Annotated in this window: 17 protein-coding genes; 11 read left to right on the forward strand and 6 right to left on the reverse strand. The window is 65.0% G+C overall.

Going from position 1 to position 13,031, the window contains the following annotated elements; genetic code table 11:
• Nucleotides 1-23 precede the first annotated feature (23 nt).
• From JNM03_RS04935 to JNM03_RS04955, 5 genes are all read left to right on the forward strand, one after another.
• Complete coding sequence (locus JNM03_RS04935; protein ID WP_294034885.1) at nucleotides 24-1,253, forward strand: mechanosensitive ion channel domain-containing protein; 1,230 nt, start codon at nucleotides 24-26, stop codon at nucleotides 1,251-1,253.
• Between the two features lie 94 nt (nucleotides 1,254-1,347).
• Nucleotides 1,348-1,806: a MaoC family dehydratase gene (locus JNM03_RS04940; protein WP_294034887.1), complete on the forward strand. Its 459-nt coding sequence runs from the start codon at nucleotides 1,348-1,350 to the stop codon at nucleotides 1,804-1,806.
• Between the two features lie 53 nt (nucleotides 1,807-1,859).
• Nucleotides 1,860-3,041, forward strand: a complete 1,182-nt coding sequence (locus tag JNM03_RS04945) for an acetyl-CoA C-acyltransferase (protein ID WP_294034889.1) — start codon at nucleotides 1,860-1,862, stop codon at nucleotides 3,039-3,041.
• 15 nt (nucleotides 3,042-3,056) lie between these two features.
• Nucleotides 3,057-3,641 carry a carboxymuconolactone decarboxylase family protein gene (locus tag JNM03_RS04950; protein ID WP_294034891.1) on the forward strand — a complete coding sequence of 195 codons (585 nt, stop codon included), beginning with the start codon at nucleotides 3,057-3,059 and terminating at the stop codon, nucleotides 3,639-3,641.
• 17 nt (nucleotides 3,642-3,658) lie between these two features.
• The gene (locus JNM03_RS04955; protein WP_294034892.1) at nucleotides 3,659-3,949 is read left to right on the forward strand and encodes an antibiotic biosynthesis monooxygenase; all 291 of its coding nucleotides are present in this window, start codon (nucleotides 3,659-3,661) and stop codon (nucleotides 3,947-3,949) included.
• 11 nt (nucleotides 3,950-3,960) lie between these two features.
• On the opposite strand, the gene JNM03_RS04960 is transcribed toward JNM03_RS04955, so the two are convergent.
• Together JNM03_RS04960 and soxR are read right to left on the reverse strand one after the other, a co-directional pair.
• Nucleotides 3,961-4,440, reverse strand: coding sequence for a hypothetical protein (locus tag JNM03_RS04960; protein WP_294034894.1), 480 nt, complete (start codon nucleotides 4,438-4,440; stop codon nucleotides 3,961-3,963).
• A gap of 65 nt (nucleotides 4,441-4,505) precedes the next feature.
• Nucleotides 4,506-4,976 carry a redox-sensitive transcriptional activator SoxR gene (gene soxR, locus JNM03_RS04965; protein ID WP_294034896.1) on the reverse strand — a complete coding sequence of 157 codons (471 nt, stop codon included), beginning with the start codon at nucleotides 4,974-4,976 and terminating at the stop codon, nucleotides 4,506-4,508.
• A 90-nt stretch (nucleotides 4,977-5,066) separates the two neighbouring features.
• Between soxR and JNM03_RS04970 the strand changes: the two genes are divergently transcribed.
• On the forward strand, nucleotides 5,067-5,453 hold the full coding sequence (locus JNM03_RS04970) for a VOC family protein (RefSeq protein WP_294034898.1): 387 nt from the start codon (nucleotides 5,067-5,069) through the stop codon (nucleotides 5,451-5,453).
• Nucleotides 5,454-5,456: 3 nt separating this feature from the next.
• Here JNM03_RS04970 and JNM03_RS04975 read toward each other — a convergent pair whose 3' ends face one another.
• Complete coding sequence (locus JNM03_RS04975) at nucleotides 5,457-5,939, reverse strand: MarR family transcriptional regulator (protein ID WP_294034900.1); 483 nt, start codon at nucleotides 5,937-5,939, stop codon at nucleotides 5,457-5,459.
• Between the two features lie 67 nt (nucleotides 5,940-6,006).
• Entirely contained in the window at nucleotides 6,007-6,996 is a 990-nt protein-coding gene (locus JNM03_RS04980; protein WP_294034902.1) for a dipeptide epimerase, read from the reverse strand.
• Between the two features lie 24 nt (nucleotides 6,997-7,020).
• On the opposite strand from JNM03_RS04980, the gene JNM03_RS04985 reads away from it, so the two are divergent.
• Complete coding sequence (locus tag JNM03_RS04985; protein ID WP_294034903.1) at nucleotides 7,021-7,416, forward strand: YkvA family protein; 396 nt, start codon at nucleotides 7,021-7,023, stop codon at nucleotides 7,414-7,416.
• Nucleotides 7,417-7,435: 19 nt separating this feature from the next.
• Nucleotides 7,436-7,966 (forward strand): dihydrofolate reductase family protein, encoded by a 531-nt coding sequence (locus JNM03_RS04990; protein WP_294034904.1) that lies wholly within the window; start codon nucleotides 7,436-7,438, stop codon nucleotides 7,964-7,966.
• 136 nt (nucleotides 7,967-8,102) lie between these two features.
• Here JNM03_RS04990 and JNM03_RS04995 read toward each other — a convergent pair whose 3' ends face one another.
• Nucleotides 8,103-9,323, reverse strand: coding sequence for a polyhydroxyalkanoate depolymerase (locus JNM03_RS04995; RefSeq protein ID WP_294034906.1), 1,221 nt, complete (start codon nucleotides 9,321-9,323; stop codon nucleotides 8,103-8,105).
• A gap of 277 nt (nucleotides 9,324-9,600) precedes the next feature.
• Between JNM03_RS04995 and JNM03_RS05000 the strand changes: the two genes are divergently transcribed.
• The 3 genes from JNM03_RS05000 to JNM03_RS05010 all read left to right on the forward strand — a co-directional run bounded on the left by JNM03_RS05000 (nucleotide 9,601) and on the right by JNM03_RS05010 (nucleotide 12,345).
• On the forward strand, nucleotides 9,601-9,858 hold the full coding sequence (locus tag JNM03_RS05000; protein ID WP_294034908.1) for a YjhX family toxin: 258 nt from the start codon (nucleotides 9,601-9,603) through the stop codon (nucleotides 9,856-9,858).
• Nucleotides 9,859-9,991: 133 nt separating this feature from the next.
• Nucleotides 9,992-11,773, forward strand: a complete 1,782-nt coding sequence (locus JNM03_RS05005) for an ABC transporter transmembrane domain-containing protein (RefSeq protein ID WP_294034910.1) — start codon at nucleotides 9,992-9,994, stop codon at nucleotides 11,771-11,773.
• 26 nt (nucleotides 11,774-11,799) lie between these two features.
• Entirely contained in the window at nucleotides 11,800-12,345 is a 546-nt protein-coding gene (locus JNM03_RS05010; RefSeq protein ID WP_294034912.1) for a DUF1993 family protein, read from the forward strand.
• A 173-nt stretch (nucleotides 12,346-12,518) separates the two neighbouring features.
• On the opposite strand, the gene JNM03_RS05015 is transcribed toward JNM03_RS05010, so the two are convergent.
• Nucleotides 12,519-12,959 carry a biopolymer transporter ExbD gene (locus tag JNM03_RS05015; protein WP_294034913.1) on the reverse strand — a complete coding sequence of 147 codons (441 nt, stop codon included), beginning with the start codon at nucleotides 12,957-12,959 and terminating at the stop codon, nucleotides 12,519-12,521.
• Nucleotides 12,960-13,031: the final 72 nt, after the last annotated feature.

Consider the following 13,031-nt stretch of genomic DNA (forward strand, 5'->3'; position numbering starts at 1 on the left):
GTCGCGGCCTTGCTCCGTTCCGCGTGATCCGCCAAAAGACCGCCGTGACCTTCTTTCTTTCCGCCACGTCGCACGCCGCTGCGGCCGCCACTCCCGCCAAGACCGCGGCGGCGGCAGGCAACCCTCTCGCCGACGCCCAGCATTATTGGGACGTCAGCGCAGCGTGGGTGAACAGCCACTGGCTCCAGATCGGCATCGCCATTGGCGCGGGCCTCCTCATCTATTTTCTACTGTCGATGATCCGGACCTTCGCGCTGAAACATGCGCAATCGGCCGCGGGTGACCTGACGCTGACGCACATTGCCGGACGGGTGATCCACAAGACCAAGTCGATCGTGATCGCGATCATCGCGATCCGGATGGTGGCCGGCTATGCGCAGCCCCCCGCCGCGATCATGCAGATCATCCAGTTCGTCTTCACGATCGCGGTGGTGCTGCAGGTCGCGATCTGGGGGCGCGAGATCATCCTCGGCCTGATCCAGCGCCGGGCGGCGGAAGGCCACAACGAAACGCTGAGCAACGCGATGGGGATCATCCGGTTGCTGATCAGCGTCGCTCTGTTCGCGATCGCGACCATCGTCATCCTCGACAATATGGGAGTCAACGTCACCGGCCTGATTGCCGGTCTGGGTATCGGCGGTATTGCGATCGGCCTCGCCGCACAGGGCATTTTCTCCGACCTGTTCGCATCGCTGTCGATCATTTTCGACCGACCCTTTCGCGTCGGCGAGACGATCAAATATGACACGAGCACCGCGACCGTCGAACGCATCGGCCTGAAGAGCACGCGGCTACGGTCGCTGGGCGGCGAATTGCTGGTGATTTCGAACACCAACCTGCTGAGCAAGGAGATCACGAACTTCGCGCATCTCCACCGCCGTCGGATTACTTTCAAGATCGGCGTCATCTACCAGACGACGCCGACGATGCTCCGCGACCTGCCCGCGCTGCTGGAGGAACAGGTTGTCGCTGCGGGCCATGAATTCATCCGGTCGAGCTTCCTGACGTTCGGACCGTCCAGCCTCGATTTCGAGCTGATCTTCGACGTGTTCAGCGACCAGTTCGACGTCGTCGCTGCCGCGCGCACCGATGTCGGCATCCGCCTGTTCGATGCCATGACGCGCGCCGGATACGGCTTTGCCTACCCCACCCAGACCAGCTTTACCGCAGCGCCCGACGGCACGATGATCATGCCCTATCCCGAGTCCCCGAAGCCCCGGGCAGCCGCGGCCAAAGCCCCCAGGCCCGACTGACGCTACGGCGCCGTGGCGCGACCGCTAGGGCCTTGTGCAATGCGGCAAGACAGGCCTAAAACGCGCGCCGAACCAACGATACAGGGGATGAGATATGGCCGGAATCACGCCACAGGAGCTGCAGACCCGGGTCGGTCAGCATCTCGGCACGTCCGAATGGGTGCTTGTCGATCAGGATATGATCAACAAGTTTGCCGATGCGACGGGCGATCACCAGTTCATCCACATCGACGAGGAAAAGGCGAAGCTGACGCCATTCGGCGGGACGATCGCGCACGGATTTCTGACGCTGTCGCTGATGCCCATGCTCGGCGCGAGCACCGACGGGCCGAAGGTCGCGGGCGTCAAGATGGGCGTCAACTACGGCTGCAACAAGGTCCGTTTCCTCGCTCCGGTACGCTCGGGCAAGCGCGTGCGCAGCCATGTGAAGCTGCTCGAACTTGAAGAAAAGCGCCCCGGCCAGTGGCAACAGACCAACGAAGTGACCGTCGAGATCGAAGGCGAGGAAAAGCCCGCCCTGATCGCCGAATGGATCAGCCAGTTCTTCGTCTAACCGGCCACCTCCCCGGCAAAGGCCCGAGCCTAACTGTATAAAGGAACATCATCATGCGTGACGCCGTCATCGTTTCCACCGCCCGCACCCCGCTGACCAAGGCCGCGCGCGGATCGTTCAACAATACCCTGGCTCCGACGCTGGGCGCCTTCTCGGTCAAGGCCGCGGTCGAGCGCGCCGGCGTCGAAGGCGGCGAGATCGACGATGTGGTGTTCGGCGCCGCGATGCAGCAGGGTTCGCAGACGATGAACGTCGCGCGCCTGATCGCGCTACGCGCCGGGCTTCCCGTCACCGTCCCCGGCATGTCGATCGACCGTCAGTGCTCGTCGGGTCTGATGACGATTGCGACCGCCGCCAAGCAGATCATCGTCGACCGCCAGGATATCGCCGTCGCCGGCGGCATCGAAAGCATCTCGAAGGTCAGCGGCAGCGGCAAGGTGTTCATCGAGACCGACGCCGAGCTGATCGCGATGCACAAGGACACCTATATGCCGATGATCGGCACCGCCGAGGTCGTCGCGAAACGCTACAACATCAGCCGCGAGGCACAGGACGAATATTCGCTCCAGTCGCAGCAGCGCACCGCCGCCGCGCAGGCCGCGGGCAAATATGACGACGAGATCGTCGCCTGCAACGCGACCATGGCGGTCGTCGACAAGGAAACGAAGGAAGTCAGCTTCAAGGACGTCGTTGCCAGCAAGGACGAATGCAACCGCGCCGATACCACGCTCGAAGGGCTTTCCAGCCTGAAGCCGGTGATGGGCGAAGGTCATACGATCACCGCCGGCAATGCGAGCCAGCTCGCCGATGGATCGTCGGCCTGCGTCGTGATGGAAGCCAAGGTGGCGGAGAAGCGGGGCCTTCAGCCGCTCGGCCGCTATGTCGGCATGGCCGTTGCGGGCACCGAGCCCGACGAAATGGGCATCGGCCCCGTCTTCGCCATCCCGAAGCTCCTCGAACGCTTCGAGCTCAAGATGGACGATATCGGCCTCTGGGAACTCAACGAAGCCTTTGCGGTGCAGGTCCTCTACTGCCGCGACAAGCTCGGCATTCCGAACGAGCTGCTCAACGTCAACGGCGGCTCGATCTCGATCGGTCACCCGTTCGGTATGACCGGCGCCCGCTGCGTCGGCCACGCGCTGATCGAGGGCAAGCGTCGCGGCGTGAAATACGCCGTCGTCACCATGTGCATCGGCGGCGGCCAGGGCGCGGCTGGCCTCTTCGAGGTCTTCTGATTTGCAGCCCCTGAAATGAGACTCCATGCTCCGCGTATCGAGCCGGTCGATTTGGACCGGCTCGATGCCGACCAGCGCGCCGCTCTTGCCCCCTTCCTCGATACCGGTGGCGGCAAGGTCGGCGGCGGGCGGGTGCTCAACATCTTCCGTACGCTCGCGCACGCGCCGAACGCCCTCACCGCCTTCCTCGGCTGGGGCAGCTATATCCTCTCGCGGCGCAACGCGCTGTCGGAGCGCGACCGCGAACTCGTCATCCTGCGTACCGGCTATAATTGCCGGTCGGGCTATGAGTGGACGCAGCACAAGCGGATCGGGCTGGACAGCGGGCTTTCCGAAAACGACGTCGAACGGATCAAGGCCGGTCCCGATGCAGCGGGCTGGACCGATATCGATCGCGCGATGCTGCGTGCCACCGACGAACTGACCGCCGACCATTTCGTCACCGACGCGACATGGGCGGCGCTTGCACCGCTTGGCGACAAGGGTCGCATGGACCTCGTCATGACCGTCGGCCAGTACACGCAGGTATCGATGATGCTGAACAGCTTCGGCATCCAGGTCGAAGATGGCTGGGACGTCGACCCCGACCTTCGCGGTTGAAAACAAGGAGAAAGAGAATGAGCGCCATCGGAGTGATCGCCACGCTGCGCGTGCAGTCAGGCAAGGAGGCGGATTTCGAGGCGGCCTTCGCCGAACTCGCCGCGGCGGTGAATGCCGACGAACCCGGCAACAGCTATTATCGCCTGTTCCGCACCGACGAGCGCGGCACCTACAAGGTGCTCGAATGCTATGACAATCCGGCAGCGGTCGAGGCGCATCGCGCCTCAAGCCATTTCCGCGAGATCGGCGCCCGCTTCGGCCCCTGGCTTACCGGCGCGCCCGACATCGAACGCCTCGCCGGGGTGTGATCCTGCGCCGCCTAGCGGACGCGGTTGAACAGGTTCGTGCGCATGCCCGGTTTCCCTCCGGTGGTGAAGAAGACGACCGTCTCGGTCATCGTCTTGCCGTCGGCGGATACCGTATAGGTGCGCATCGAACCTGGAACGCCGCCCAAAGACAGTGCGGTCACCATCACGCCGGGTTCGGGGATGCGCGTTGCGACCGTGTCGGCCTCCAGATTGCCCTCGACCGATACCGGTTTGCCGTCGGGAATATAAGTCGAGGTTGCCTGTACAGCCCTCCCGTCGGGAAGCACCACCTCGACATGGGTGCGCCATTGGCCGCCGCCCGCATCGCTATAGGTGATTGTGACGCTCTTCGGCCGCGCTGCGGGCGGGATCGGAAGCCGGTCGATATCCGCCGCCCATGTGCCGAGCAGCGGAGAAGTTGACGACGGCTCGGCAAGTGCGGGCGTGGCGTACAGGGCAGCCGCAGCGAACAACGGGTAGAGCGCTTTCATTCAACCTCTCCAGATAGTTATCCTTTCGTGATATTAGATATCATAGGCGGCCAAGACAAGCAGCATCAATCCCGTTCGACGATCTCGCCCGCCCGGTCGCCAAGCAGATAACGCGGTCCGGCCCCGCGCTGCGACGCCTTGTCCGCGCGATTGTAGAGCGCGCATTTCTTGAGGCTGAGGCAACCGCAACCGATGCAACCGTCAAGCAGGTCGCGCGTCCGCTCAAGAGCTGCGATGCGCGTATCGATTCGCGCGCGCAGCGCGGTGCTGATCCGGGCCCAGTCGGCCGCATTGGGGTTGCGCCCCGCCGGAAGCCTCGCCAGTTCCGCCGCTATGTCGTCAAGGCTCAACCCCATTTGCTGGGCGATCAGGATGAACGAGACGCGGCGGATATCGGCGCGCAGGAAGCGCCGCTGCCCGCCCCCGGTGCGCAGCGCGGCGAGCAGACCCTTGGCCTCGTAAAAACGGATCGCCGACACCGCAACGCCGGTGCGCGCCGCAAGCTCGCCGATCGCAATCAGGTCGGTGCGATGCATCGGCCGCGCCCTCCTTCGCTTTTCGCTTGATCTAAACCTGAGTTGAGCTTTCACAAGATGGTGCGTCAACCCCGATCAGGAGTTTCCAACGTGACGCACCCGTTTATCGAACATGTGAATCTGACGGTCAGCGACCCCGACCGGACCGCCGCGATTCTCTCGGCAATCTTCGGCTGGCACGAACGCTGGCGCGGCCCGGCGCAGGGCGGTGGCCGCACGATTCATCTTGGCAGCGATGTCGCCTATGTCGCGCTCTACACGGGCCCCGACGGCACGCACGCCGATGCCCGTTATGCCAAGGGCGAACCGCTCAACCATGTCGGGGTACAGGTCGACGATCTCGATGCGGTCGAACTGCGGGTAAAGGCGGCAGGCCTCACGCCATTCAGCCAAAGCGACTATGCGCGCGGCCGGCGTTTCTATTTCCTCGATCCGGACGGCATCGAATATGAAGTGGTGAGCTATGCCCCCGCCTGATCGTCAGGTCGATGACGCGGCTTTTTCACGGGCCTCGATCGCGATGTCGATCAGTGCCGACAGCACGCGGCGCGCGGCGGCGATATCGGCGGCACTGACGCGCGCCGCCAGCTTTGCATCGACCGCATCGCGCGCCCGGCCCTGGATGGCGGCCGCCTCCGCGCCGCGCTCGGTCAGGCGCACCACCAGCCGCCGCCGATCGTCGGGGTCGGTCTGCCGTTCCAGATAGCCGCGCATCACCAACGTATCGACAAGCTGCCCCGCCGCCTGTTTCGAGATGCGCAGATCCTGGATCAGCGCGCTCAGCGGCACATCCTCGGCGCCCAGCGCAAGCCCGCCGATCACATACAGGCCGTTGGCGGGAATGTCGTCAAAGCCCGCGCGATCGAGCGCGCGCCGCATCGCGCCGCCATAGGTGGTGCGCGCATGGCGCAGCAGCGCAGGCATGACGATATCATGGTGACGGGGTGCGGGGACGGTGTTCATGCGCCGCATCATATAGTCCAAATTCAGGACAGTAAAGTTACTTTACTGTAATCTTGGCCGGTCGGCATCAGACCAAGGGCGCGATCCGCCCGTCGCGAAACTCGAATCCGCCCTCGCGATCGCGCGCGAGCAGCGCGGGACCGTCGAGGTCGACCCAGCGTGCACGCTGCGCCAGCACGAACGCCGGCGCAACGGCAAGGCTGGTGCACAGCATGCAGCCGACCATGATCGACAACCCCGCCGCGTCGGCGGCATCGGCGATCCGCAGCGCTTCGGTCAGGCCGCCGGCCTTGTCGAGCTTGATATTCACCCCGTCGTAAAAGGGGCCGATCCGCGCGACATCGGCCGCGGTCTGACAGCTCTCGTCAGCGACGAACGGGATCGGCGCATAGATGGGATCAAGCAGGGCGTCCGCGCCGACCGGAACCGGCTGTTCGATCATCTCCACGCCCATCTCGGCAAGGGCCTCGACCTCGCTCAGAATATCGATCTGGCCCCAGCTTTCGTTGGCATCGACGATCAACCGGGCACCGGGTGCACCCTTGCGGACTCCGGCGACGCGCAGCCGGTCGCCGTCGCCGGTCAGCTTGATCTTGAGCAGGTGATAGCCGTCGGCCTCGGCCATGGCCGCCTGCTCCGCCATCGCACCCGGCGTGCCGAGCGAGATCGTATAGGCAGTCGCGCGCGCGGTCGGCGCGCCGTCGCATCCCGCAAGCTGCCACAACCGGAGGCCGCGTTGGCGCGCCTCCAGATCCCAGAGCGCACAATCGAGCGCGTTGCGCGCGGCGCCCGGTGCCATGATTTCCTGGATCGCCGCACGCGCGGCGGCTGCGCCCATATCGGCGATATGCGAAGCGGCATGCAGGATCAGGTCGCGGCATCCCGCCGCATCCTCTCCAAGATAGTATACCGGCGTTCCCTCGCCGCGCCCGATCGCGCCATCGCCCTCGACTTCGGCGACGACGACATCGACATGATCCTTGGCGCCGCGCGCGATCACGAATTGTCCCGCGACGGGCCAGCGCTCGACGCGCGCGCTTTTCAGTTGGATAGCCATGGGGAGACAGTAAGGCTGCATCGCATGACCGGCAAATCCCTTTCGGAACGCATCGGCGATCTCGGCCACCGGCTCGCGGTCGAGGCCCACGCCGCCTGGTTCGCCGCGCGCGACCCTCGCGTGCCATGGCCTGCGAGAGCGATTGCGGTCGCGATCGCCGCTTACGCCTTGTCGCCGATCGACCTGATTCCCGATTTCATTCCCGTTCTCGGCTGGCTCGACGACCTGATCCTTGTTCCGCTCGGCCTCATCCTCGTTCGCCGGCTGATTCCGGCACCCCTCTGGGCCGAACTCCACGCCGCCGCCGAGGCCGCGAGCGAACGCCCGTCGAGCCGGACCGGCATGGCGCTCATCCTGCTCCTGTGGGCGGGGCTGCTCTATCTGGTCTACTGGTCGATACGGACCTCGCCCTGGCACTGATGCGCACGGAGGAACGAACATGGCAAAGCTCGTCTTTGGAATGAACCTGTCGCTCGACGGCTATGTCGACCATGACCGGATGGCGACCGAACCAACACTCTTTCGCCACTGGACCGAACATGTCGAGGGACTCGCCGGCAGCGTTTACGGGCGCCGGATGTATGAAATCATGCGCTACTGGGACGATGATCGCGCCGAATGGGGGCCGGCCGAACAGGCGTTCGCTGCGGCGTGGCGGCGCCAGCCCAAATGGGTCGCCTCACGCACGCTGACGTCGGCCGGCCCCAATGCCACCCTCGTCGCAGGCGACGTCGCAACACTGGTGCACGACTTGAAGACCCGGCTGGCCGGAGAAATTGCGGTCTCGGGGCCCAATCTGGCGCAGAGTCTGACCGACGCCGGCCTCATCGACGAATATCGCCTTTATCTTCACCCTGTCGTGCTGGGCCGCGGCACCCCCTTCTTCACCGACGCTCGGCCGCCGCTCCGGTTGGCTACCACCGATATGGTAAGCGAAGAGGTGATCCGGCTCACCTACATCCCCGCCTGATCGGCACCTTTCATGGCCGCGCGTCCGGGGCGCCGCCGCCTGTGTTGGCCTTGGAATAGGCAGCAGCCTCCCGATCCTCGCGGCCGCATAGCGATGATGAGGGTTTTGCGCCCCCCGGTCGGTTGCTCGCGGCGCCTCAACCGCCGTTCGCGCGGATCCATTTTTCCACGACCGGCGCGATCTCGTCGCGCCATTTGCGACCGTTGAAGATGCCATAATGGCCGACGGCCTTCGCCATCAGATATTTCTTCTTCGCGGCCGGAAGCGACTTGGCGAGCGTCAGCGCCGCCTTGGTCTGCCCGATACCCGAGATATCGTCGCGCTCGCCCTCGATCGCCAGGATCGCGATATCCTCGATCGCACCCAGGTCGACAGGCCGGCCGCGATGCAGCATCTCGCCCTTCGGCAGCAGGTGGCGCTGGAACACGACGTCGACGGTCTGAAGGTAGAACTCGGCCGTCATGTCGCAGACCGAGCGGTACTCGTCATAGAATTCCTTGGTCTTGTCGGCCCCTTCGCCATCGCCCTGAACCAGATGCTTGAACATCTCCCAATGGCTCATCATGTGGTTGCCAAGGTTCATCGACATGAAGCCCGCGAGTTGCAGGAAACCCGGATAGACGCGGCGCCCGGCACCCGGATAATAGGCCGGCACGGTTGCGATGACATTTTCCTGGAACCAGGCGTAGGGCCGCGTCGTCGCATGCTGGTTGACCGCGGTGGGGGCCTTGCGCGTATCGATCGGTCCGCCCATCATCGTCAGTGTCGCCGGGCGGCACGGATGCTTGTCCGCCGCCATGATCGCCGCCGCGGCCAGGCTCGGCACCGAGGGCTGGCATACCGCGAGCATATGGGCGCCCGCGCCGATATGCTCCATCCAGCCGATGATATAATCGATATAATCATCGAGATCGAACGCCCCCGCCTCCAGCGGCACGTTGCGTGCGTCGCGCCAGTCGGTGATCCACACATCATGGTCGGGCAACATGCGTTCGACCGTTCCGCGCAGCAGCGTCGCATAATGGCCCGACATCGGCGCGACGATCAGCAGCTTGGGCGCCCCCTTCGCGCCCTTGTGCTTGAAATGCTTCAGTTGGCCGAAAGGCTTGCGGGCTTCGATCGCTTCGGTAACGCGCACCGTTTCGCCCTCGACGACGGTTTCGTACAGTTCGAACCCCGGCTTGCCGCGCGGCGCCGCGGCATGCGCGAACACCTCGAGCGCGGACGCAAACATCGGGCTGCCGCCAAAATAGCCGAGCGGGTTGGCCGGATGCTGGATCACCTGCGCCCCCGCGGTCGCCAGCGCGCTCGCCCCCGCAAGCCAGCTCTTCTGCATTTCAAAGGCGTGATACAGCATGTCGTGATTGTCCCTTTTGCGTCCGGCCGGGGACTTTCGCGGCGCCCCGTTTGCCGTGCAGTCTAGGCTATCGGCGTCATTGTGCAATGCATCAAAAGCATTGCACGCGCGGCGCATCGATAATATTCCGGGACACGGACGCACGGGCGTCCCCTGGAGTGAATATGTCTGAGATTGCGGGCAACCGCTAACATCCCGGCGAAAGGGATGACGCAAGCGCCGCCGGCCCACCGGTCCGGCGTGCGTCCTGTTGCCGAACAATCCCGGACCATTTCCAATGAACATCTCAAAATCCGAACAGCGCGTGCTCCACGTGCTGGCGCAGGGCGGACTGATCCGCCACCGGCGCGATGAAAACGGCCGCCTCGTCGAAGCGCTGTGCTTCACGCGCGACGGTCACATCCTCGAAAGCGGAGGTCTCGCGCTATTCCGGCGCCTTCGCCATCGCGGCTTCATCGCATCGCGCGGCGGGGCGCCCTATCGCATAACGCCCGCCGGCCTTCGCGCGGTACGGGCACAGCTCGACAACCGCTGACGCGGACAACATCGGAAGGGAGCGCGAGGCCGGCTTCGAGCTCCCTTTCCACAGCAGCGCTTCACACCGCTTGAAGTCCGACGCCATTCTCCGTCGTTGAGCGGCACGTACGCCCCTGCTAGGGCCGTCGGCGATGGCGACCAAATCCGACAAATCAGCCCCGCCCCGCAAACTGTCGAGCCTGCGCATGGTCTGGCATTATGCCAGCCGCTATCCGCTGCAGTTGCTTGTCGCCGCGATCGCCCTGGGTATCGCGGCGCTCGCGACGCTGGCCATCCCCTATCAGTTCAAGGAAATGATCGATTCGGGGTTCGTCGCCGGCGGCGGCGACGTCGCACCGCATTTTCGCTTCTTCTATGTCATCGTGGTCTTCCTCGCAGGCGCCACGGCCGTCCGCTTCTATTTCGTGAGCTGGCTTGGCGAGCGAACGGTCGCCGACATCCGTCAGGCCGTGCAACAAAATCTGCTGCGCCTCGCCCCCGGCTTTTTCGAGGAGAACCGGCCATCCGAAATCGCGTCGCGCATGACGTCGGACACCTCGATCATCGAACAGACCGTTGGCACGACCGTGTCGGTCGCGCTCCGCAACACGGTGATGGGGATCGGCGGCATCGTCTATCTCTTCTCGCTCTCGCCAAAACTGACCGCCGGCATTCTTCTGGGCATTCCGGTGATCATCATGCCGATCGTCCTGCTTGGCCGCCGGCTCCAGAATGTCTCGCGGTCGAGTCAGGACCGTGTCGCAGATATCGGCGCCACGACCGCCGAACAATTGGGCGCGATGAAGATCGTCCAGGCCTTCGGCCAGGAAGCGCGCGAGGCCGACCGCTTCACCAGCGCGGTGGAAGCCAATTTCGCGACTGCAAAGCGGCGGATCCGCCTCCGCGCGACGATGACCGCGATCGTCATCGGCCTCCTCTTCGGCGCCATCACGACGCTGCTCTGGTATGGCGCGGCAGGTGTCGCGGCCGGCACGATCACCGGCGGTACGATCGCGGCGTTCGTCCTGACCGGCGGCCTTGTCGCGGGCGCCTTCGGGGCCCTTACCGAAGTCTATGGCGACCTGCTCCGCGCGGCGGGTGCGGCCGAGCGGCTCAACGAATTGCTCGTCGCCGAACCCAGTATCGCGCCACCGGCCAGCCCGCGAACGCTCCCCGAACCCGCGATCGGCACGCTGGAGTTCGACCATGTCGAGTTCCGCTATCCGACCCGCCCCGACGCCCCGGCCCTGCACGATTTTTCGCTCGCCATCCGCCCGCGCGAAACCGTCGCGATCGTCGGCCCGTCGGGCGCCGGCAAATCGACGCTCTTTCAACTTGCCGAGCGCTTCTATGATCCGCAGGGCGGCCAGATCCGCCTCGACGGCGCCCCGCTGACCGAACTCGATCCCGCCGATCTGCGCGCGCGCATCGCGATGGTCCCGCAGGAAACGGTGATCTTCGCCGCCTCGGCACGCGACAATCTGCGCTACGGCAATTGGGCGGCCACCGATGACGAGTTGTGGGAAGCCGCCCGCGCCGCCAATGCCGAGGAGTTCGTTCGCAAACTGCCGGAAGGACTCGACACCTTCATGGGCGAAGGTGGTGCGCGCCTCTCGGGCGGCCAGCGCCAGCGGATCGCGATCGCGCGCGCACTTCTTCGCCGGGCGCCGCTGCTGCTGCTCGATGAAGCGACATCGGCGCTCGACGCCGAATCCGAAAAGCTCGTTCAGGATGCGCTGGAAGGTCTGATGCACGATCGCACCACGATCGTCATCGCGCACCGCCTCGCGACCGTGCGCGCCGCGGACCGCATTGTCGTGATGGACGACGGACGGATCGTCGAGGAAGGCCGCCACGACGATCTCGTTGCCGCTGACGGCCTCTACGCCCGCCTCGCCCGCCTGCAGTTTCAGGACAATCTCGCCGCCGCCTGATCGCGCCACCCTTCAAAGGATGCTCCATGCCAGCCACGCTCTACGATCTCACCATTCCGGCATATCTCAACGCCTTGCGCGCGCTCTCGGGCCAGCTCGACAAGGCGTTGGCGTGGGGTGAGAAAAATGGCGTCGGGGAGCAGGAATTCCTTGTCGCGCGGCTCGCCCCCGACATGTTTCCGCTGGCGACACAGGTGCGCTTCACCTGCATGCAGGCGATCCAGGCGCCGGCGCGCCTCGGCGCCACCGGCGCGCCCGATCCGGGTGACGATGCGACCGACGCTTCGGGTTTACAAGGTCAAATCGCCGCCGCGCTTGCCTGGCTCGACGCGCTCGATCCCGCCGCGCTCGGCGACGACCCCGATCGCGACGTCAGCTTCGATCTTCCCAATGGCATGGTCTTCGACATGACCGCCGCGACCTACGTCCGCGACTGGGCTCAGCCGCAATTCTATTTCCATCTCGTTGCCGCTTATGCGGTGATGCGCCACTTGGGCGTCCCGCTCGGCAAGCCCGACTATGTGAGCTACATGATGCAATATCTGCGCCCGGGCACCGCGCCGACGGCCTGACCGGCCTTGGCGGGGATCCTGGACGCGCAACACCTGTCCTCGCCATTGTCTCCGGCCCCCGACTAGCCCTCGCCATCGCGGACGCGGCGGTTGGCGATCCCGGATCGGGTCCGGAGCAACGGAGAGGATCGAGACGCCCGCTCGTCGCCGATCGATCGTCTTGGCTACCAGCTTCAGATCATGCCGCCATATTGCTGGATACCCGGAAAGGCGAGCTTGCTGCCGCCATTGCGACGGATCGCGCCAATCGCCTCGTCGACGCGCAGATAGCGAGCCCGCGCTTCGGGCTCGAGCTTCAATGTCGCCTGCTGGGGACGGTCTGATGCCACCTTCACCAACTGCCCGAGCTCCGCCAGGTCGATCGCCTCGCCATTCCAGCGAATGACGTCGCGGGTATCGATCGTCACCCGGTTCTCGTCGAGGACCTTGCCCGGAAGGTCCGGCCCCTGCGGCAATGTGATGTCGACGCTGTGGGTCGGCGGTGGAATCGTGATGATGAACATGACAAGCATGACCAGCATGACGTCGATCAGCGGCGTCGTGTTGATATCCGGGTCCCCATTGGGGTCGGCCCGGAAAATGCTGCGGTGAAACTGGCTGCGGCGGTCGCGCATCTTGCATCTCCCCATATGCGGGACCGGCACATGTCGCTGCGCCCATCCCGCGCCGCAGGTCGAAAGTCCATG

The organism is Sphingopyxis sp., from assembly GCF_016793825.1.
Lineage (GTDB): Bacteria > Pseudomonadota > Alphaproteobacteria > Sphingomonadales > Sphingomonadaceae > Sphingopyxis.